This is a genomic window from Rhizobium sp. 21-4511-3d (genome assembly GCF_053522545.1).
In genome coordinates, this window is record NZ_JBNWCF010000006.1 from 1 (window position 1) to 20080 (window position 20080).

The window sequence follows — 20080 nt, forward strand, 5'->3', positions numbered from 1 at the left end:
CCCATGCTCTCCCGCGGGCTTGGTGTCCCAGAGGGGCCTCGGTCTCTCGCTCGCCACCGCGATAGGCATTACAGCCTCGATAGCGGATAAAGGGAAGTTGCAAGGGGAAGCTGGCGTGCGCCGACCCTCATCTTCCCTTCTCCCCGGCGGGGAGAAGGTGGCCCGAGGGGCCGGATGAGGGGGCTCCGGGCACAGTTCTTCCCTTATCTCTGTCCCCGTCACAGGGATCCACCAGCCGCGCGTCGGCGCGGCGGAAGACTCGTCTCATTCTATGGATTCATTCACGGCGCAGACGCGCCGTGGCTGGTTTCCTATGACAAGCACAAGAATGAGGGAGGAGTTGGCGATTGCGCGCCTAGAGCAGACGTCGGCAGCATTAGGCACACGGGCGCACGCCCGGAACCATTACCCCAAACTCTCCGCCATCGTGGCAACAACCAGCGCCGCCGAAACCGCACCCGGGTCGGCATGCCCAAGCACCCGCTCGCCCAGTCGCGACGCTCTGCCCTTGGTCGCTAGCATCGACTTCGTCGCCTCCGCCCCGGCGCTTGCCGCATCCGCTGCAGCCTTGAGGCAAACAGCCAAGGTCGCGCCCTTCGCAAACGCCGCTTCCGCCGCATCCGCCGCAGGCCGCCAGGCGTCGACCATGGTCTTCTCGCCCGGAACCGCCTTGCCGCGATCCTCGATGCCCTTGGCCATCGCCGCGAAGGCCTTGACCATGTCCTCGTCTCCAGCCGTAGTCTTGCCCTTCAGCACCGCTCCAGCGCGCATGAAGGCTGTCGCATAGAGCGGGCCGGACGAGGCACCGACGGCATTGAGGAAGGATTTGGCGGCGAGGTTGAAGATGGCTCCGAGATCGGCTTCGGATTCGTTTGCCACGAGGCTCGTCTTCACGGTCGAGAAACCGAGCTCCATGGTGATGCCGTGATCGGCATCGCCGATGACGCCGTCGAGTTCGCTGAGGCGATCGCGATTCTCCGCGATGGCCGCGGCAATCGCCGAGAACATGGCGCGCAGGTCCTGTGCGGTGATCTCGGCCATCAGCGGCCGCTCCGGAACATGGCGCAATCGCAGGGGTGGTCGAGAAGGCTCTGCAATTCTTCATCGAGATGCATCAGCGTCACAGATGCGCCCATCATGTCGAGCGAGCTGCAATAGTTGCCGACCAGCGTCGAGTGGATCACCAGACCTTCGCCATCCAGCCGCTCCTTGACGCGGGCCATCATGATGTAGAGTTCCATCAGCGGCGTCGCGCCGAGGCCGTTGACCAGCACGGCAACGCGGTCGCCACGGGGAGCATTCATTTCCGGCAGGATCTTGTCGAGCAGCTGGTCGGTGATCTCGTTGGCGCTTTTCAACGGACCGCGCTCGACGCCGGGCTCGCCATGGATGCCCATGCCGATTTCCATTTCGTTTTCGCCGAGTTCGAAGTTCGGTTTGCGCGTCTGCGGCAGCGAGCAAGGGCCGAGCGCCACGCCCATCGTGAAGGTGCGGTCGTTAGCCTTGCGGGCCGCAGCCTCGCAGGCATCGATATCCATCATCCGGTCGGCGGCGGCACCGGCGATCTTGAAGACGAAGACATTACCGGCAACGCCACGGCGATCGGCTCTCCGGTCACGGGGAGCAGAGGCGACATCGTCGGTCGTCAGGATGGTGCGGACTTCGATGTCTTCCATCGCCGCCATTTCGGCCGCCATGTCGAAATTCATCACGTCGCCGGCATAGTTGCCGTACATGAAGAGCACGCCGGAACCGCCATTGACGGCCTTGGCGCATTCGAGGACCGGATCCGGCGGCGGCGAGGCGAAGACATTGCCGATCGCCGCGCCATCGGCGAGACCGCGGCCGACAAAGCCGACGAAGCTCGGCTCATGGCCGGAGCCGCCGCCGATCACCAGGCCGACCTTGCCCTGGCGCGGGCCATCGACGGCAACGACCGAACGGGCCGTGCCTTCGACGCGCTTCAGGTGATTGGGATGGGCGGCGAGAATGCCCGCCAGCATTTCGTCAACGGCATCGGCGCCGTTGTTGATGATCTTCTTGACCGTCATCGATCCTCCTTCGATGCATGCCGCCGCCCCTCTTCCCAGGCGGCAAGCATGCCTATTTCGTGTAGAGCGCCCGCGAGCGTTCGAGATGTTTCAGCACCGCCGATTCTGCACCGTCGGCATCATGGGCCGCAAGCCGTTCGACGATCTCTTCGTGCTCGACCAGCGTGAATTTCTCCTTGCCGGTCCAGATCAGCATTTCCGTGTGATATTCGCGCAGCCATGCGAGCATCGCCTCGCTGACGGCGGCAAAGATCGGGTTGCCCGATATCTGCGCGATGCGGGTATGGAACTGCATGTCGGCGGAGATGAAATCCTCCGCATTTCCAAGCGATTCGCGCTGGCGCTCGATAATCCGCTTCAATTCGGCGATATCGGCCTCGCTCGCCCTCTGGGCAGCCTCACGGGCCATGCCGCGCTCGAAAAAGATACGGGCGCTCTTCAGGTTCTCCAGGCTGTCTGCCGATTGCGACAGCATGATCTTCGCCGTCAGATCGACCTGCTGGAAGATCGATTTCGCCGTCAGCTTCAGAACCTTGGCGCGCTCGCCGTGGGAAATGTTGACGAGCCCCATGCCTGCCAGCGACTGCATCGCTTCGCGGATCGCCGGACGGCCGACGCCGAAGCGCTCCATCAGCACGCGCTCGGAGGGCATCTCGTCACCGGGCTTCAGTTCGCCCGAGGTGATCATGCGTTCGAGCCTGTCGAAAACCTCGTCGGAAAGCTTCCGGCGAACGATCTGCTCGATTGGTTGGGTCATGATGTCTCGCTGGCTCAAACTCCCCTCCCTTTAGCATTTTGCGCCGCCGCGACAAAGGCCGCGATGGGCTCATTTCGGCACGGATCAAAACTTTCCGATTGCGCAAATTGGAATACTCATTATACCAGTTAATGAGTGGCGCCAAGGTGCTGGTCTTGGCCGGAGGAGCATTATCGACGTGAGCATGATCACCCTGACCTACCGTATCGAAACCCCTGGCAGCATCGAGGCCATGGCGGAGAAGATCGCCAGCGACCAGTCGACGGGCACCTTCGTTCCGGTTCCGGGCGAGACCGAGGAGCTGAAGGCGCGGGTTGCCGCCAGGGTGCTGGCGATTCGCCCGCTCGAGGATGCGAAGGCGCCGGGCTGGCCCGAGGTTGCCGACGGCCACGGTCCGCTTCGCCGCGCCGATGTCGATATCGCCTTCCCGCTCGATGCGATCGGCACCGATCTCTCGGCGCTGATGACGATCGCGATCGGCGGCGTCTATTCGATCAAGGGCATGACCGGCATCCGCATCGTCGATCTGAAGCTGCCCCCGGAATTCAAGGACGCGCATCCCGGCCCGCAATTCGGCATTCCCGGCAGCCGCAGGCTGACCGGCGTCGAGGGCCGCCCGATCATCGGCACCATCGTCAAGCCGGCGCTCGGGCTGCGGCCGCATGAAACGGCAGAGCTCGTCGACGAACTGATTCAGTCGGGTGTCGACTTCATCAAGGACGACGAGAAGCTGATGAGCCCGGCCTATTCGCCGCTCAAGGATCGCGTCGAGGCGATCATGCCGCTGATCCTCGATCACGAGCAGAAGACCGGCAAGAAGGTGATGTATGCCTTCGGCATCTCGCATGCCGATCCCGACGAGATGATGCGCAACCACGACCTCGTCCTGAAGGCCGGCGGCAATTGCGCCGTCGTCAATATCAACTCGATCGGCTTCGGTGGGATGAGCTTCCTGCGGAAGCGCTCCGGTCTGGTGCTGCATGCGCATCGCAACGGCTGGGATATCCTGACCCGCAACCCCGCAACCGGTATGGATTTCAGGGTTTACCAGCAGTTCTGGCGCCTGCTCGGCGTCGACCAGTTTCAGATCAACGGCATCCGCGTGAAATACTGGGAGCCGGACGAAAGCTTCGTCGAATCCTTCAAGGCGGTCAGCACACCGTTGTTCGACAAGACTGATTGCCCGCTTCCGGTGGCAGGCTCCGGCCAGTGGGGTGGTCAGGCGCCGGAGACCTACCAGCGCACCGGCCGGACGACCGACCTCCTCTACCTCTGCGGCGGCGGCATCGTCAGCCACCCGGGCGGACCGGCAGCCGGCGTGCGCGCCGTGCAGCAGGCCTGGCAGGCGGCGGTCGCCGATATCCCGCTCGATACGTATGCCAAAGACCATCCGGAACTCGCCGCATCGATCGCCAAATTCGCTGACGGCAAGGGCGCGTGAGAGTCATGAGCAAGCTGCTCCTCAGCTATTACGGCGACGATTTCACCGGCTCCACCGATGTCATGGAGGCGCTTGCTTCGAATGGCGTGAAGACGGCCCTGTTCCTGGGCGTCCCGAGTGCCGCAACGCTCGCCAAGTTTTCCGATTGCCAGGCGATCGGCATCGCCGGGACCAGCCGCAGCCAGACGCCGCAATGGATGTCCGATAATCTCGGCCCTGCCTTTGCCTGGCTGAAGAGCCTCGACGCCGCGATCTGCCACTACAAGGTCTGCTCGACCTTCGATTCCAGCCCTGCAATCGGCAATATCGGCAAGGCGATTGAGGTCGGCCGCGAGACTTTTGCGCAGGACTGTGTGCCCGTGATCGTCGGCGCGCCGCAGCTGAAGCGCTATACGGCCTTCGGGCATCTCTTCGCCGCCTATCAGGGCAAGGTCTACCGCATCAACCGCCACCCGGTGATGAGCCGTCATCCGGTCACGCCGATGGCCGAGGCGGATCTGACGATCCATCTGGCGGCGCAGACCGATCTCTCTATCCGCCTCGCTGATCTCGCGATGACAGCCGGGGACGCCACTGCCGGTATCGATGCGCTGCTGGAGGACAAACCCGGCATCCTGCTTGTCGATGTCGATGGACCGGCCTCCCAGGAGATTGCCGGAGAGCAGGTCTGGCGCCTGCGCGGCGATCGCGGGCTCTTCGTTGCGGGATCGTCGGGTATTGAATACGCCCTGCTCCATGCCTGGGAACGCGAAGGGCTGACATCGGGCAAGGTCGAGTTTTCCCTCCCCGGTGCGGTGGAGCGTCTCGCTGTCGTCTCCGGCAGCGTCTCGCCGACGACGGAACGGCAGATCCGCAATGCAACGGAGAGCGGCTTCGACGCCATTCCCGTCGATCCCCTGGCGCTGGTCGGCGAAAGCGGCGATGCGGCGATCGAAAGCGCCGTTGCCTCGGGCCTGTCGGCGCTGAAATCCGGCCACAGCGTCATCCTGCACACCGCTCTTGGCCCCTCGGCCGATCGCGGCACCGAGATCGACCGTATCCCCGAAGCGCGCCATCGCCTGGGCATCCGCCTCGGCATCATCCTGCGCCGTCTCGTGGAGGCCGAAAAGCTGACGCGCGCCGTCATCGCCGGTGGCGATACGTCGAGCCATGCGCTGAGCGAACTACGCGTCGAGGCGCTGACGACGCTGATGCCCTTGCCGCAGACGCCGGGCTCGCCACTCTGCACGGCGCACGGTTCATATGCCCCGACCAACGGCCTGCAGATCGCCCTCAAGGGCGGCCAAGTCGGCTCGGACGGTTATTTCGCACAGATTCGCGATGGACGCAGGGCCTGACGGCCAGGGAAATGTTGATACCAACTGCTATAGTGATTGACTCATCATACCAGTTGCGTTAGCTGATAGAAAAATCGAAAGGCGAGGAAACATGACTGCAATTGCCCTCTTCGGCGCTGGTGGCAAAATGGGCTACCGGCTCGCCAAAAATCTCAAAGGTTCCCGCTTCGATGTCCGCCATGTGGAGGTCAGCGACGCCGGCAAGGCACGCCTCAAGAACGATCTCGGTATCGATTGCGTCGGTCCCGATGAAGGTCTTGCCGGTGCCGAGGTCGTCATCCTCGCGGTTCCCGATACGGCGATCGGCAAAGTCGCAGCCGGTATCGTCGACAAGCTGAAGCCGGGCACGATGGTCGTCGCTCTCGACGCCGCCGCCCCCTTCGCCGGACATCTGCCGGAGCGCGCCGATCTCACCTATTTCGTGACCCACCCCTGCCATCCGCCGATCTTCAACGACGAGACGGACATGCAGGCGAAGAAGGACCACTTCGGCGGCCTGTTCGCCAAGCAGCACATCGTCTCGGCGCTGATGCAGGGTCCGGAAGAAGCCTACGCCCTCGGCGAGGAAATCGCCAAGGTCATCTGGGCGCCGGTCATGCGCTCGCACCGGGTCACCGTCGATCAGATGGCGATGTTGGAACCGGGCCTTTCGGAAACCGTCTGCGCCTCGCTGCTCGTCGTCATGCGCCAGGCCATGGACGAATGCGTTGCCCGCGGCGTTCCGGCGGAAGCCGCCCGCGACTTCCTTCTCGGCCACATGAACGTGCTCGGCGCCGTCATCTTCAAGGAAGTCGACGGAGTGTTCTCGGATGCCTGCAACAAGGCGATCGAGTTCGGCATCCCCGCGCTGATGCGCGACGACTGGAAGAAGGTCTTCGAACCTCAGGAGATCGCCGAAAGCATCCGGCGCATCACCTGACAATGCCGCGGCAGGGTTTACGCCTTGCCGCATCGCCGGCCCGGTGGGGAGTCCAAGAGACGGTCCGGCAATGGAATATCGCATGAATTCTGGTCGGGCCGGGGTGGTCCGGCCCATGCGTCAAACTCGGGAGGAGAAACCATGACTTTTACACGTAGACTGACCCTTGCTGCCTTCGCCGGCGCCCTTTCGCTCGGCGTTGCCATGCCGGCATTTTCGGCTGATCTGATCGCCATCATCACGCCGGCCCATGACAATCCGTTCTTCAAGGCTGAAGCCGTCGGCGCCGAAGCCAAGGCCAAGGAACTCGGCTACGAAGCGCTCGTCATGACCCATGACGACGATGCCAACAAGCAGTCTGAGATGATCGACACGGCGATCGGCCGCGGCGCCAAGGCCATCATCCTCGACAACGCCGGCGCCGACGCCTCGGTTGCGGCCGTCAAGAAGGCCAAGGATGCGGGCATCCCCTCCTTCCTCATCGACCGCGAAATCAACGCCACCGGCGTTGCCGTCGCCCAGATCGTGTCCAACAACTATCAGGGTGCGCAGCTCGGCGCGCAGGAATTCGTCAAGCTGATGGGCGAGAAGGGCAACTATGTCGAGCTCGTCGGCAAGGAATCCGACACCAATGCCGGCATCCGCTCGCAGGGCTACCATGACGTCATCGACGACTATCCGGATCTGAAGTCGGTTGCCAAGCAGTCGGCCAACTGGAGCCAGACGGAAGCCTATGCCAAGATGGAAACCATCCTCCAGGCCAACCCCGACATCAAGGGCGTCATCTCCGGCAACGACACGATGGCCATGGGCGCGATCGCCGCTCTCCAGGCTGCCGGCCGCAAGGACGTGATCGTCGTCGGCTTCGACGGTTCGAACGACGTTCGCGACTCGATCAAGGCGGGCGGCATCAAGGCCACCGTTCTGCAGCCGGCATACGCGCAGGCGCAGATGGCCGTCGAGCAGGCTGACGCCTACATCAAGAACAAGACGACGCCGAAGGAAGAAAAGCAGCTGATGGATTGCGTTCTCATCAACGCTGACAACGCGTCCAAGCTCGAGACCTTCGCGATCTCGAAGTAACCGGCACAGAGCACACCGCAGAGGGTGCGGGAAACCGCACCCTCTGCAAGCTATTTCAAGAAATTCGAGGTTCACAGCATGTTGAGGATCAGGGGCGCCCTGATCGCCGCTCTCGTGGCGGCGGCTTTGCCTGGCTGCAAGATCATCAAGACGCCGACTGCCGAGGAAAAGGCCGCGGCGGCCGCAAAGGATGCATTCGATCCGAATGCCAAGGTCGAGGCGATCTGGCAGTCGCAGGCAGTACCCTATTTCGAAAAGCGCGCCGGTGAACTGAAGGACGTCGTGGCGGCTGTCGCTGCAGGAGCTGATCAGGCCGGCGAGAAATACGGCAACCCGAAGAAGCAGGCGAGCTCGCCGTGGACCTATGCGGTGAAATTCACTGGCAAGGTCGTGGTGGCAGACACGCAGTCGCGCGCCGCAACGCTCGACGTCGACGTTGATGGCGACGGCAAGCCCGATGCAAAAGTGCAGATCGGCCCGGCGCTGCGCGGCACTGCGCTCCGCGACACGCTGGACTTCGTCAATTTCAACGAATTCAAGAACCAGATCGAATGGGCCCAGTTCGGCAAGGCCTTCAACGAGAAGGCAAATACCGCCTTCCTCTCGGCCATTCCGCGTGACGGCATCACCGGCAAGACCGTAACAGTCGTCGGCGCTTTCCCGCTGCCATCCGGTAGCGACCTGCCGCTGGTCACCCCTTCGGAACTGACGGTGGCGCCATGACGGATGATGCCGCCAAGAACGATATCATCCTGCGCCTCGACGACGTCTCGAAGGTCTATTCGGGTATCGTCGCGGTCAAGCGCGCCAATCTCGAATTGCGCCGCGGCGCGGTCAATGTGCTCGTCGGTGAAAACGGCGCCGGCAAATCGACGCTGATGAAGATCATCGCCGGCGTCGAGCGCCCGACGCTCGGCAAGATCATCCTCGATGGCGAACAGGTCTCCTTCGACAGCCCGGCCGATGCGCAGGCGCATGGTATCGGCATGATCTTCCAGGAGCTCAACCTCTTCGCCAACATGACGGTTGCCGAAAACATCTTTGCGACCCGCGAGATCACCCGCGGTGTGCTCGGCATCGATCACAAGGCGCAGGTGGAGAAGGCCAACGGCTTCCTGAAGCGCCTCGACGCCGGGATCGACGCCGAAACCATGGTCGAAGACTTGCCGATCGGCCAGCAGCAGCTGGTCGAGATCGCCAAGGCGATGTCGCTCGACGCCCGCATCCTGATCATGGACGAGCCGACCTCGGCGCTTTCGGCGGCCGAAGTCGAGATCCTCTTCAAGGTCATCGCCGAGCTGAAGGCGCAGGGTGTGGCGATCGTCTACATCTCGCACCGGCTCGAGGAGCTGATGCGCATCGGCGACTACATCACCGTTCTGCGCGACGGCCAGATCACCGGCCAGGCGATGGTCAAGGATATCGACACCCGCTGGATCGTCCGCTCGATGATCGGCTCCGATGCCAAGGATTTTGCCAAGTCGGTCAATCACACCGTCGGCAAGGAGATGTTTCGCGCCGAGGATATCAGCCTGCCGCGCCCGACGGGCGGCCTTGCGGTCGATCACGTCTCGCTCTCGGTCAAATCGGGCGAAATTCTCGGTATCTACGGCCTGATGGGTGCCGGACGCAGCGAATTCTTCGAATGCGTCATCGGCCGCCACATGCATTCCACCGGTAAGATCTTTATCGACGGCGAGGAAGTGCGTGCCCGCGATACGACGCGCCGCATCCGCCGCGGCCTGGCGCTGATCCCTGAGGATCGCCAGCGCGAGGGGCTCGTCCAGGTTCTGTCGATCGCCAGCAATCTGACCCTCGCAAGCCTCGGCCGCTTCGCCCGCTTCTTCCATATCAGCGCGGCTGCCGAGAAGAATGCCATCGCCGAGGCGATCAAGGATCTCTCGATCAAAGCACCGAATCCGGATTTCGAGGTCACCTCGATGTCCGGCGGCAACCAGCAGAAGGTGGTTATCGGCAAGGCGCTGATGACCAATCCGAAGGTTCTGCTGATGGACGAGCCGAGCCGCGGCATCGATGTCGGCGCCAAGGCTGACGTCTTCAGAACCATGCGGCGGCTGGCGGCCAACGGGCTCGCCATCCTGTTTTCGACTTCTGACCTCGAAGAGGTCATGGCGCTTTCCGATCGCATCGCCGTCTTGAGCAACGGCCGGCTGATCGCGGTCTTCGATCGCGACGAAGCGACGGAAGATGCCATTATCGCGGCTTCGGCCAAGGGACACGGACACCAGGGGAAAATCGCGTCATGACGGCGGCAACAACGACACTCGCGCCAAAGGGCGCCAACGGCTCCGCACTTCTGACGCTGATGAAGCTTAGAACCTTCATCGCGCTTTTTGCCGTCATCATCTTCTTTGCGATCTTTGCGCCGAACTTCACCTCGACCGCGAACATGATCCTGATGTCGAAGCATGTGGCGCTGAACGCCTTCCTGGCGATGGGCATGACCTTCGTCATCATCACCGGTGGCATCGACCTTTCGGTCGGCTCGATCGTCGGCCTCTGCGGCATGGTCGCTGGTGGCCTGATCCTCTATGGCATCGAATTGCCGATCGGTTACACGATCTTCTTCAACCTTTTCGAAATCGTGCTGATTACCCTCGCCGTCGGCCTGATCATCGGGCTGATCAACGGCCTGCTGATCACGAAGCTCAACGTCGCGCCCTTCATCGCGACACTCGGCACGCTCTATATCGCCCGCGGCTTGGCCCTGCTCTCCTCAGACGGCCAGACCTTCCCGAACCTCGTGGGCCGTCCCGAATATGCGACGACGGGCTTTGACTTCTTCGGCGCCGGCCGCATTCTCGGCCTGCCGGTATCGATCTGGATCCTGATCGTGCTGGCGCTCGTGGCATCCTACGTCGCACGCTCCACGCCCATCGGCCGCCACATCTTCGCGGTCGGCGGCAATGAGCGGGCAGCGCGCATGTCCGGGATCCGGGTCGATCTCGTGAAGATCTTCGTCTACATGTTCTCGGGCCTGTGCGCCGCGATCGTCGGGGTCGTCATCTCCTCCGAACTGATGGCAGCGCATCCGGCGACCGGCGAAAGCTTCGAACTGAACGCCATCGCGGCAGCCGTTCTCGGCGGCACCTCGATGTCGGGCGGGCGCGGCACGATCGGCGGCACGATCATCGGCGCCTTCGTCATCGGCATCCTGTCGGACGGACTGGTGATGATGGGCGTGTCGTCCTTCTGGCAGATGGTCATCAAGGGCCTCGTCATCATCATCGCCGTCGTCGTCGACCAGGCACAGCGCCGCCTGCAGCAGCGCGTTACCCTCATGCAGATGGCAAAGGCAGGTTGATATGACGGAATTGAAAGGTGCTCTGATCGGTTGCGGATTCTTCGCGGTCAACCAGATGCATGCCTGGCGTGATGTCGAGGGCGCTGAGATTGTCGCGATCTGCGACCGCGATCCGGCCCGCCTGAAGGCCGTCGGCGACCAGTTCGGCATCGAACACCGCTATTCCGATGCGGCCGAACTCTTCGCCGCCGGCGGCTTCGAGTTCGTCGATATCGCAACGACCGTTCCGAGCCACCGGCCGCTGGTCGAGATGGCTGCAAGGCACAAGGTACCCGTCATCTGCCAGAAGCCTTTCGCGCTGTCGCTGGCCGATGCCAAGGCGATGGTGGCGGCCTGCCGCGAAGCCGGCATTCCGCTGATGGTGCACGAGAATTTCCGCTGGCAGACGCCGATACAGGCGGTGCGTCGCCTGCTCGACAGCAAGGCGATCGGCACGCCCTTCTGGGGCCGCTTCTCCTTCCGCTCCGGCTATGACGTCTTCTCCGGTCAGCCTTATCTCGCCGAGGGCGAACGCTTCATCATCGAGGATCTCGGCATCCACACGCTGGATATCGCCCGCTTCATCCTCGGCGACGTCAAGACGCTGACGGCGCGCACCAAGCGGGTCAATCCGAATATCAAGGGCGAGGATGTCGCGACGATCCTGCTCGATCACGAGAGCGGCGCAACCTCTGTTGTAGACGTCAGCTACGCCACCAAGCTCGGCACCGAGAATTTCCCCGAAACCCTGATCGAGCTCGACGGCACGGATGGGACGATACGGCTTTCTGCCGGTTACCGGCTCGAGGTCAACAATGCTGCTGGCACCATCGTCTCCGACGCGTCGCCGCAGCTTCTCTCCTGGGCGTCGCGGCCCTGGCACAATATCCAGGAAAGCGTCTACGCCATCCAGGATCATTGGGTCGAGCGGCTGAAGAATGGCGGCGAGCCTGCGACATCCGGCGCCGACAATCTCAAGACCTTCGCGCTTGTCGAGGCCGCCTATGAAAGTGCGGCGACCGGCAAAACGGTCGATGTGGAGGCCATGCTGAAATGACGACCGACGCCTTCGCCCTCTATGGCACGCATGAGGCCGAAGAGCGTCCCGTCACGCTGACGGCCGGGCGGCTCTCCGCCGACCTGGCAAACGGCAATCTGCGCTCCATCCGCTATGACGGTATCGAGGTGCTCCGGGCAATTTCCTATCTCGTGCGCGACCGCGACTGGGGCACCTACAGCCCGCGGATTGAAGGTCTCACAGTCAAGCAGGATGCCGACAGCTTCGCGATCGGCTACACCGCCCATTGCGACGGCCCCGATGTCAGCAGGTTGGCGATTGCCGTGCAGATCGAGGCAAGGGAGAGCGAGCTGACCTTTGCTGCTGAAGCCTTGTCACCAAGCGGCTTTGAAACCAACCGCTGCGGCTTCTGCATCCTGCACCCGATCGTCGGTATCGCGGGCACCCCGGCAAGTGTCGAGCATGTCGACGGCCGTATCGTCGAGACGCGCTTCCCGGATCAGATCGATCCCTGGCAGCCGTTCATGGACATGCGGGCGATCAGCCATAGCGTCATGCCGGGCGTCAGCGCCAAGTGTCTGATGGAAGGCGATACATTCGAGATGGAAGACCAGCGCAACTGGTCCGACGCTTCCTACAAGACCTATGTTCGCCCGCTCGCCCTTCCCTGGCCCTATCAGATCCCCGCAAACGAGCGGCAGACCCAACGGATCGTCCTGTCGATCAGTGATAGCAGGCCGCATGTCGCAGCACAGGCCGCCGAGGCGAAGCCGGTGACCATTGTCAGGGGCGAGAAGACCGGAGTGATGCCCTCGATCGGCCTGATCGTCACACCCGAAGAGGCTAAATCAACACTCGGGGCAACATCGCGCCTTGCCGAAATCGACCCGCAGGAACTGCTTTTCCACTACGACCCGCTCGCGGGCCACGGCGCCGCGGCCTTCGCCGATTTCGCGGCGCTGGCAAAGATCCATCGCGGCAGCACGACGCTGGAAATCGCTTTGCCCTGCAAGGCGTCACCGGAAGAGGAAGCCGCCGCGATTGCGGCTGAGATGGCGGCGGCTGGTTTCTCCCCCGATGCCGTCGTCGTCTCGCCCGCCGTCGATCGGCAGTCGACTCCACCCGGCAGCAAGTGGCCGGAATGCCCGCCGCTGGAAGAGGTCTATGCCGCAGGACTCGCCGTCTTCCCGAATGCCCGGCTCGGCGGCGGCATGCTCAGCTACTTCACCGAGCTGAACCGCAAGCGGGTCCCGGCCGAAAATCTCGATTTCGTCACCCACTGCACCAATCCGATCGTCCATGCCGCCGACGATCTGAGCGTCATGCAGACGCTGGAGGCCCTGCCCTTCATCACCCGCTCCGTGCGGGCGATCTATGGCAAGAAGCCCTATCGCATCGGCCCCTCGACCATCCCGATGCGGCAGAACCCTTATGGTAGCCGGACGATGGACAATCCCGGCGGCAAGCGCATCCCGATGGCCAATATCGATCCGCGCCACAACGGCCGTTTTGCCGAAGCCTTTGCGCTCGCCTATGCGGCGCAGGTGATTGATGCGGATCTCGAATGCCTGGCGCTTTCGGCGCTGACAGGACCATTCGGCCTGATCGCCGGCGAGAACGAGCCTTCGGAACCCGGCGCCGTTCGTCCGCTGTTTCACACTGTCAAGGCGCTTGCCGGCATGGCCGGGCTTCGCTGGCATGAATGCCAATCATCAGCACCATCACAGGTTCTCGGTTTCACCGTCGAGAGGGCAGCGGGCAACGCGCTTTGCCTCGTCAACATCACGGCTCAGGAATTGAGCGTCGATATCTCCGCGACGGTCGCCGAAGGCGTGGCCGTTGTGCTCGCACCTTATGGCACCGCGATCGTAGAATTTCCGGCGAACGGCTGAGCCATCCGCCGGCTTCAGGCTTAGCCGAGAACGATCTGCAGCTTCACGTCATCAGGACGCGCCTCGACGGCGCGGTCGAAGGCCTTGATCGAATCCTCGAAGGTGAAGGTTTCCGAGATCAGCGGCTTCAGGTCGACCCGGCCGGAACCAAGCAGTGCGATCGAACGCTCATATTGATGCGCGTAGCGGAAGACCGTCTCGATGCGAATTTCCTTGGTCGAGGCGGTCGAAATGTCGAAACCCACCGGATTGACCGGCAGGCCGACAGCGACGATGACACCGCCCGGGCGTGGCAAGTCCATGATCGTTTCCCAGGCCTTCGGCGAGCCGGAGCATTCAAAGATCACATCGGCACCCCAGCCATCCGTCAGTCGCGCGACTTCCTGAGCCAGGTTCTTCTCGCGGATATTGACCGGGATGACGCCCTGATACTGCGCGGCGATATCGAGCTTCGGCTGCGCCAGATCGGCGACGATGGCACGCGAGCAACCGCCGGCAAGTGCCGCAATCGCCACCATGGTGCCGATCGGACCGGCGCCGAGAACGACGGCGGTATCGCCCGGCGCAATCTTCGCCTTCGATGCGGCCTGCATGCCGACGGCGAAAGGTTCGACCATCGCGCCTTCGGCGAAGCTGACATTGTCAGGCAGCTTGAACGTATAGTTTGCGGGGTGCACGACTTCGGGCGTCAGCACGCCATGAACCGGCGGCGTCGCCCAGAAGGTCACAGCCGGGTCGACATTATACATGCCGAGGCGGCTTGCCTTTGAGTTCGGATCGGGAATGCCGGGCTCCATGCAGACGCGGTCGCCGACCTTCAGATGCGTGACGCCTTCGCCGACCTCGATGACAGTCCCCGCCGCCTCATGGCCAAGCACCATCGGCTCATTGACGACGAAGGGGCCGATCTTGCCATGCGTATAATAGTGGACGTCGGAACCGCAGACGCCGACCGTATGGATCTTGATCTTCACCTGACCGGGGCCGGTGTCCATCGGCAGATCGATATCGCGAAGCGCAAGCTCATGCTGGCGCTCCAGAACGAGAGCACGGACTTTGGTCATGGCAGTTTCCTTCCCTGTGGCGCTTACGATTCAGCCGCGCCGTTGGTGCAGACTATAAGACTGCGGCCGTGCGGATTTCAATCGCCACAATTCAGCTTTTGCTCATCAATCGATGAAATGCTCACGTCTCACCGTATAAAGGCATTTATAAGATTTTTATATCGGCGCCTTCTCGCGCGTCTCGAACCTTTATGCGCATCGGCAGATATTCAGGCCCGAGAGATCGCAAGATCGTCTCCATGCCAGAAAGTCTAAAGGTGCCGATACCCCGGATTGGCGCCCTTGTCTTATCTGACTCCAACCAGAACATCAGGAGTCAACATCGATGATGGATCTCATTTTGCTCGGCACTGCGATCGTCTTTTTCGGACTGTGCTTTGCCTATACGCGCGCCTGCGACCGGCTGTGACAGGAGAGATGGCTATGACCCTCGACTATATCCTGAGCGGCGCCGTGACCGTGTTTCTCACCGTCTATCTCACCTACGCCCTTATCCGACCCGAGCGCTTCTGATCAGCTGCCGGGTACTCGAAAGTTCCTCCCATGACACTCAACGGATGGCTACAGATCCTCGTCTTCTGCGGGATCCTCATTGCGCTCGTCAAACCGCTCGGCGGCTACATGACGCGCGTCTTCTCGGGCGAGCGCACGCTTCTCTCGCCGGTCCTCGTTCCGGTGGAACGGGGACTTTACGCGCTTGCCGGCACCAGCGATCGCGAGGAGCAGCATTGGACCTCCTATGCTTTCGCGATGCTGCTCTTCAACCTGTTCGGCGTCTTCGTCCTCTATGCGCTGATGCGGCTGCAGGCGGTCCTGCCTTACAATCCCGCGGGCATGGCGGCCGTCGGCCCGGAGCTGTCCTTCAACAGCGCCGTCAGCTTCGTCACCAACACCAACTGGCAGAACTACGGCGGCGAAAGCACCATGTCCTATCTGACCCAGATGATGGGCTTCACGGTGCAGAACTTCGTGTCCGCCGCGACCGGCATGGCGATTGCCATGGGCCTGATCCGGGCCTTCTCGCGCGCTTCGGGCAAGGCGATCGGCAATTTCTGGGTCGATATGATCCGCGCCACGCTCTACATCCTGCTGCCCTTCTGCGTCGTGCTGACGCTCATCTATGTCTGGCTCGGCGTTCCGCAGACGCTCGGCCCCTATGTCGATGCAACGACGCTCGAAGGCGCCAAGCAGACGATCGCGCTCGGCCCGGTCGCCTCGCAACTTGCCATCAAGATGCTCGGCACCAATGGCGGCGGCTTCTTCAATGCCAACTCGGCCCATCCCTTCGAGAACCCCGACAACATCTCGAACATGATCCAGATGCTGTCGATCTTCGCGATCGGCGCGGCCTTCACCAACGTCTTCGGTCGCATGGTCGGCAACCAGCGCCAGGGCTGGGCGATCCTCGCCTCGATGGGCCTGCTGTTCATCGTCGGCGTTGCCATCACCTATTGGGCGGAAGCTGCGGGCAATCCGCTGATGCACGCCTTCGGTCTCGGCGGCGGCAACATGGAAGGCAAGGAGGTCCGCTTCGGCATCGCCATGTCCTCGCTCTTCGCCGTCATCACCACGGCGGCCTCCTGCGGCGCGGTCAATGCCATGCATGGCTCCTTCACGGCGCTCGGCGGCCTGATCCCGCTGATCAACATGCAGCTCGGCGAAGTCATCGTCGGCGGTGTCGGCGCGGGCTTCTACGGCATCATTCTCTTCATCATCATCGCCATCTTCGTGGCGGGCCTGATGGTTGGCCGCACGCCTGAATATCTCGGCAAGAAGATCGAGGCGAAGGAGATGAAAATGGCCGTGCTCGCCATTCTCTGCCTGCCGCTCGCCATGCTGGTCTTCGTCGCCATCGCCAGCGTGCTGCCCTCGGCGGTCGCTTCCGTCGGCACCGCGGGTCCGCATGGCTTCTCGGAGATCCTCTATGCCTATACCTCGGCTGCGGCCAATAATGGCTCCGCCTTCGGCGGCCTGACCGGCAACACGCCCTGGTACAACGTGACGCTCGGCATCGGCATGCTGATGGGCCGCTTCCTGGTCATCATCCCTGCCCTTGCGATCGCAGGCTCGCTGGTCGCCAAGAAGACCGTCCCGGCCTCCGCCGGCACCTTCCCGACCGACGGTCCGCTGTTCGTCGGCCTGCTCGTCGGCACGATCCTGATCGTCGGCGGCCTCACCTTCATGCCGGCGCTGGCTCTCGGCCCTGTCGTCGAGCACCTGGTGATGACCGCGGGCCAGACCTTCTGAGGCGCGCCGATGATCATCCGTCACGCCTTCCGCAAGTCGATCCACCCACGCTTCGGTCAGCCGGAGCGTGGGGCGCGCAAGACCCTGCGCGCGACCGACGCGATCCTTGTGCTGCTGGCGGCCATCCTCGTCGTGGCCGCCGTTCTCAGACTGTTTCATGGCTGACCGGACAGACCGGTTCCGCCTTACTCTTTCAAGCTGGAGTCTCTTATGAGCCAGGCAAAATCCGCGAGTATCGTCGATAGTCGCATTCTCATCCCGGCGATCGGCGCCGCCTTTACCAAGCTCAACCCGCGCACCCTGGCCAAGAACCCGGTGATGTTCGTGGTGGCGACGGTATCGGCGCTGACTACCGTCCTCTTTCTCCGCGACGTCGCGACCGGCGGCGGCAATCTCGGCTTCTCGTTCCAGATCAATCTCTGGCTCTGGTTCACCGTGCTCTTCGCCAACTTCGCCGAAGCCGTCGCCGAAGGCCGCGGCAAGGCGCAGGCGGATTCGCTGCGCAAGGCCCGCACCGAAACCCAGGCCAAGCTTCTGACCGCCAATAACGGCTCCGGCTACCGCATGGTGCCGGGCACCAGCCTGAAGGTCGGCGATCTCGTCCTCGTCGAGGCCGGTGACATCATCCCGTCGGACGGCGAAGTTGTCGAAGGTGTGGCCTCGGTCAACGAAGCCGCAATCACCGGCGAGTCCGCCCCCGTCATCCGCGAGTCCGGCGGCGACCGCTCGGCCGTCACCGGCGGCACGCAGGTTCTGTCGGATGTGATCCGCGTCCGCATCACCGCGGCTGCCGGCTCCACCTTCATCGACCGGATGATCGCGCTGGTCGAAGGTGCGGAGCGCCAGAAGACCCCAAATGAGATCGCCCTCAACATCCTGCTCGCAGGCATGACGCTGATCTTCGTTCTCGCTACCGCGACGATCCCAAGCTTTGCCGCCTATGCCGGTGGCTCGATCCCGATCATCGTGCTGGTCGCGCTCTTCGTCACCCTCATCCCGACCACGATCGGCGCGCTTCTTTCGGCGATCGGCATTGCCGGCATGGACCGTCTCGTCCGCTTCAACGTGCTCGCCATGTCTGGCCGCGCCGTCGAGGCTGCCGGTGACGTCGATACGCTGCTGCTCGACAAGACGGGCACGATCACCCTCGGCAACCGCCAGGCCACCAGCTTCCGCCCGGTCCGCGGCGTCACGGAGCAGGAACTGGCAGATGCGGCACAGCTCGCCTCGCTCGCCGACGAGACGCCGGAAGGCCGCTCGATCGTCGTGCTCGCCAAAGAGAAATATGCGATCCGCGGCCGCGATATGGGCAGCCTGCAGGCGACTTTCGTGCCGTTCACCGCACAGACCCGCATGAGCGGCGTCGATGTCGGCGGCTCATCGATCCGCAAGGGTGCCGTCGAAGCCGTGCTCGCCTATGTCGGCGCCAACAATGCGCCCTCGAATGGCAACGCCGCGATCGCGCTGCGACCGGAAACCGATGTCATCCGCGAGCTTCAGGCGATCGCCGACGAGATCGCCAAGGCCGGCGGCACGCCGCTCGCCGTTGCCCGTGACGGCAAGCTGCTCGGCGTCATCCAGCTCAAGGATATCGTCAAGGGCGGCATCCGGGAGCGTTTTGCGGAACTGCGCCGCATGGGCATCCGTACCGTCATGATCACCGGCGACAACCCGATGACCGCAGCCGCCATCGCCGCCGAAGCCGGTGTCGACGATTTCCTTGCCCAGGCAACGCCGGAGAACAAGCTGTCGCTGATCCGCGAGGAACAGGCCAAGGGCAAACTCGTCGCCATGTGCGGCGACGGCACCAACGATGCCCCGGCGCTTGCCCAGGCCGATGTCGGCGTCGCCATGAACACCGGCACGGTCGCCGCCCGCGAGGCCGGCAACATGGTGGACCTCGACTCGGACCCGACGAAGCTCATCGAGATCGTCGAGATCGGCAAACAGCTGTTGATGACCCGCGGCGCGCTGACGACCTTCTCCATCGCCAACGACATCGCCAAGTATTTCGCCATCATCCCGGCAATGTTCCTGACCTTCTACCCGCAGCTCGGCGTGCTGAACATCATGGGCCTCGCAACCCCTCAGAGCGCCATTCTCTCGGCGATCATCTTCAACGCGCTGATCATCGTCGCGCTGATCCCGTTGTCGCTGAAGGGCGTCAAATACCGGGCGATCGGCGCCGGCGCGCTGCTCTCCCGCAATCTCTTGATCTACGGCCTCGGCGGCATCGTCGTCCCGTTCATCGGCATCAAGGCGATCGACATGGTCATCACGGCCATCGGTCTCGCTTAAGGAGTACATTCCATGTTGAAAGAACTTCGTCCTGCAATCGTCATGATCGTCGCCACCACAGCGATCACCGGCCTCCTCTACCCGATCGCCATGACGGGTGCCGCCCAGGCGCTCTTCCCGAAACAGGCGAACGGCAGCCTGATCGAGAAGGACGGCACCGTCATCGGCTCCTCGCTGATCGGCCAGGCCTTCACCAGCGACAAATACTTCCACGGCCGCCCCTCGGCCGCCGGCGACGGCTACAACGCCGCCGCCTCCTCCGGCTCCAACCTCGGCCCGACCAGCCAGAAGCTGATCGACCGTGTGAAGACCGACTATGAAGCCGCCAAGGCCAGCAATCCCAACGCCGACGTTCCGATCGATCTCGTGACGGCTTCGGGCAGCGGTCTCGACCCGCATATCTCGCCGGAGGCCGCCTATTTCCAGGTGGCGCGCGTTGCCAAGGCGCGCGGGATGGATGAGGTCAAGGTCAAGTCGCTGGTGGATGCGGCCGTCGAGGCGCGTGAGCTTGGGTTCCTGGGCGAGCCTGCCGTCAATGTGCTTGCGTTGAATATGGCGCTTGATGCACCTATGACACGATAATGTTCGGAACAAGCGGCCCCCTCATCCGCCTGCCGGCACCTTCTCCCCGATGGGGGGAAGGGGAAAAGTCGCAACGCCCCGGCTCCT

General features: G+C 63.0%; 18 protein-coding genes. 14 read left to right on the forward strand and 4 right to left on the reverse strand.

What is annotated here, in order from left to right:
* Positions 1-405: 405 nt before the first annotated feature.
* The 3 genes from dhaL to ACQZ5H_RS14430 are packed head-to-tail and all read right to left on the reverse strand — an operon-like array spanning position 406 to position 2808.
* Positions 406-1041: a dihydroxyacetone kinase subunit DhaL gene (dhaL, locus tag ACQZ5H_RS14420; RefSeq protein WP_449098106.1), complete on the reverse strand. Its 636-nt coding sequence runs from the start codon at positions 1039-1041 to the stop codon at positions 406-408.
* Positions 1041-2051 (reverse strand): dihydroxyacetone kinase subunit DhaK, encoded by a 1011-nt coding sequence (locus ACQZ5H_RS14425; protein ID WP_449098107.1) that lies wholly within the window; start codon positions 2049-2051, stop codon positions 1041-1043. Before ACQZ5H_RS14425 ends, dhaL begins: the two co-directional genes overlap by 1 nt.
* 52 nt (positions 2052-2103) lie before the next feature.
* The gene (locus tag ACQZ5H_RS14430) at positions 2104-2808 is read right to left on the reverse strand and encodes a transcriptional regulator NanR (protein ID WP_112711004.1); all 705 of its coding nucleotides are present in this window, start codon (positions 2806-2808) and stop codon (positions 2104-2106) included.
* Positions 2809-2992: 184 nt separating this feature from the next.
* Between ACQZ5H_RS14430 and oiaX the strand changes: the two genes are divergently transcribed.
* The 9 genes from oiaX (at position 2993) to apnL (ending at position 13802) form a co-directional block, all read left to right on the forward strand.
* Positions 2993-4249, forward strand: a complete 1257-nt coding sequence (gene oiaX / locus ACQZ5H_RS14435) for a 3-oxo-isoapionate-4-phosphate decarboxylase OiaX (protein WP_449098367.1) — start codon at positions 2993-2995, stop codon at positions 4247-4249.
* Positions 4250-4254: 5 nt separating this feature from the next.
* Positions 4255-5586 carry a four-carbon acid sugar kinase family protein gene (locus ACQZ5H_RS14440; protein WP_449098108.1) on the forward strand — a complete coding sequence of 444 codons (1332 nt, stop codon included), beginning with the start codon at positions 4255-4257 and terminating at the stop codon, positions 5584-5586.
* Between the two features lie 91 nt (positions 5587-5677).
* Positions 5678-6505: a phosphogluconate dehydrogenase C-terminal domain-containing protein gene (locus ACQZ5H_RS14445; protein ID WP_449098109.1), complete on the forward strand. Its 828-nt coding sequence runs from the start codon at positions 5678-5680 to the stop codon at positions 6503-6505.
* Between the two features lie 141 nt (positions 6506-6646).
* The gene (locus tag ACQZ5H_RS14450) at positions 6647-7588 is read left to right on the forward strand and encodes a D-ribose ABC transporter substrate-binding protein (protein WP_130281280.1); all 942 of its coding nucleotides are present in this window, start codon (positions 6647-6649) and stop codon (positions 7586-7588) included.
* 78 nt (positions 7589-7666) lie between these two features.
* Complete coding sequence (locus tag ACQZ5H_RS14455) at positions 7667-8311, forward strand: DUF2291 family protein (RefSeq protein WP_449098110.1); 645 nt, start codon at positions 7667-7669, stop codon at positions 8309-8311.
* Entirely contained in the window at positions 8308-9855 is a 1548-nt protein-coding gene (locus ACQZ5H_RS14460; protein WP_449098111.1) for a sugar ABC transporter ATP-binding protein, read from the forward strand. Before ACQZ5H_RS14455 ends, ACQZ5H_RS14460 begins: the two co-directional genes overlap by 4 nt.
* Positions 9852-10913, forward strand: a complete 1062-nt coding sequence (locus ACQZ5H_RS14465) for an ABC transporter permease (RefSeq protein ID WP_112711011.1) — start codon at positions 9852-9854, stop codon at positions 10911-10913. The genes ACQZ5H_RS14460 and ACQZ5H_RS14465 overlap by 4 nt, the downstream gene beginning before the upstream one ends.
* 1 nt (position 10914) lies before the next feature.
* Positions 10915-11949, forward strand: a complete 1035-nt coding sequence (locus tag ACQZ5H_RS14470) for a Gfo/Idh/MocA family protein (protein ID WP_449098112.1) — start codon at positions 10915-10917, stop codon at positions 11947-11949.
* A complete protein-coding gene (gene apnL, locus ACQZ5H_RS14475; RefSeq protein ID WP_449098113.1) occupies positions 11946-13802 on the forward strand; it encodes a D-apionate lactonase in 1857 nt (618 codons plus the stop codon). Before ACQZ5H_RS14470 ends, apnL begins: the two co-directional genes overlap by 4 nt.
* A gap of 20 nt (positions 13803-13822) precedes the next feature.
* Here the strand turns inward: apnL and ACQZ5H_RS14480 are convergent, their stop codons facing one another.
* Complete coding sequence (locus ACQZ5H_RS14480) at positions 13823-14866, reverse strand: NAD(P)-dependent alcohol dehydrogenase (RefSeq protein WP_449098114.1); 1044 nt, start codon at positions 14864-14866, stop codon at positions 13823-13825.
* Between the two features lie 423 nt (positions 14867-15289).
* On the opposite strand from ACQZ5H_RS14480, the gene ACQZ5H_RS14485 reads away from it, so the two are divergent.
* The 5 genes from ACQZ5H_RS14485 to kdpC are packed head-to-tail and all read left to right on the forward strand — an operon-like array spanning position 15290 to position 19993.
* A complete protein-coding gene (locus ACQZ5H_RS14485; protein ID WP_016556800.1) occupies positions 15290-15379 on the forward strand; it encodes a K(+)-transporting ATPase subunit F in 90 nt (29 codons plus the stop codon).
* Positions 15380-15409: 30 nt separating this feature from the next.
* Complete coding sequence (kdpA, locus tag ACQZ5H_RS14490; protein ID WP_449098115.1) at positions 15410-17113, forward strand: potassium-transporting ATPase subunit KdpA; 1704 nt, start codon at positions 15410-15412, stop codon at positions 17111-17113.
* A gap of 9 nt (positions 17114-17122) precedes the next feature.
* Positions 17123-17278, forward strand: coding sequence for a hypothetical protein (locus ACQZ5H_RS14495; protein ID WP_165402700.1), 156 nt, complete (start codon positions 17123-17125; stop codon positions 17276-17278).
* 45 nt (positions 17279-17323) lie between these two features.
* The gene (gene kdpB / locus ACQZ5H_RS14500) at positions 17324-19411 is read left to right on the forward strand and encodes a potassium-transporting ATPase subunit KdpB (protein WP_449098116.1); all 2088 of its coding nucleotides are present in this window, start codon (positions 17324-17326) and stop codon (positions 19409-19411) included.
* Positions 19412-19423: 12 nt separating this feature from the next.
* Complete coding sequence (gene kdpC, locus ACQZ5H_RS14505) at positions 19424-19993, forward strand: potassium-transporting ATPase subunit KdpC (RefSeq protein ID WP_449098117.1); 570 nt, start codon at positions 19424-19426, stop codon at positions 19991-19993.
* Positions 19994-20080: the final 87 nt, after the last annotated feature.

Coding starts and splice junctions, on each gene's coding strand:
- dhaL (WP_449098106.1), bottom strand. CDS start 1,041: ATGGCCGAGATCACCGCACAGGACCTGCGCGCCATGTTCTCGGCGATT.
- ACQZ5H_RS14425 (WP_449098107.1), bottom strand. CDS start 2,051: ATGACGGTCAAGAAGATCATCAACAACGGCGCCGATGCCGTTGACGAA.
- ACQZ5H_RS14430 (WP_112711004.1), bottom strand. CDS start 2,808: ATGACCCAACCAATCGAGCAGATCGTTCGCCGGAAGCTTTCCGACGAG.
- oiaX (WP_449098367.1), top strand. CDS start 2,993: ATGATCACCCTGACCTACCGTATCGAAACCCCTGGCAGCATCGAGGCC.
- ACQZ5H_RS14440 (WP_449098108.1), top strand. CDS start 4,255: ATGAGCAAGCTGCTCCTCAGCTATTACGGCGACGATTTCACCGGCTCC.
- ACQZ5H_RS14445 (WP_449098109.1), top strand. CDS start 5,678: ATGACTGCAATTGCCCTCTTCGGCGCTGGTGGCAAAATGGGCTACCGG.
- ACQZ5H_RS14450 (WP_130281280.1), top strand. CDS start 6,647: ATGACTTTTACACGTAGACTGACCCTTGCTGCCTTCGCCGGCGCCCTT.
- ACQZ5H_RS14455 (WP_449098110.1), top strand. CDS start 7,667: ATGTTGAGGATCAGGGGCGCCCTGATCGCCGCTCTCGTGGCGGCGGCT.
- ACQZ5H_RS14460 (WP_449098111.1), top strand. CDS start 8,308: ATGACGGATGATGCCGCCAAGAACGATATCATCCTGCGCCTCGACGAC.
- ACQZ5H_RS14465 (WP_112711011.1), top strand. CDS start 9,852: ATGACGGCGGCAACAACGACACTCGCGCCAAAGGGCGCCAACGGCTCC.
- ACQZ5H_RS14470 (WP_449098112.1), top strand. CDS start 10,915: ATGACGGAATTGAAAGGTGCTCTGATCGGTTGCGGATTCTTCGCGGTC.
- apnL (WP_449098113.1), top strand. CDS start 11,946: ATGACGACCGACGCCTTCGCCCTCTATGGCACGCATGAGGCCGAAGAG.
- ACQZ5H_RS14480 (WP_449098114.1), bottom strand. CDS start 14,866: ATGACCAAAGTCCGTGCTCTCGTTCTGGAGCGCCAGCATGAGCTTGCG.
- ACQZ5H_RS14485 (WP_016556800.1), top strand. CDS start 15,290: ATGACCCTCGACTATATCCTGAGCGGCGCCGTGACCGTGTTTCTCACC.
- kdpA (WP_449098115.1), top strand. CDS start 15,410: ATGACACTCAACGGATGGCTACAGATCCTCGTCTTCTGCGGGATCCTC.
- ACQZ5H_RS14495 (WP_165402700.1), top strand. CDS start 17,123: ATGATCATCCGTCACGCCTTCCGCAAGTCGATCCACCCACGCTTCGGT.
- kdpB (WP_449098116.1), top strand. CDS start 17,324: ATGAGCCAGGCAAAATCCGCGAGTATCGTCGATAGTCGCATTCTCATC.
- kdpC (WP_449098117.1), top strand. CDS start 19,424: ATGTTGAAAGAACTTCGTCCTGCAATCGTCATGATCGTCGCCACCACA.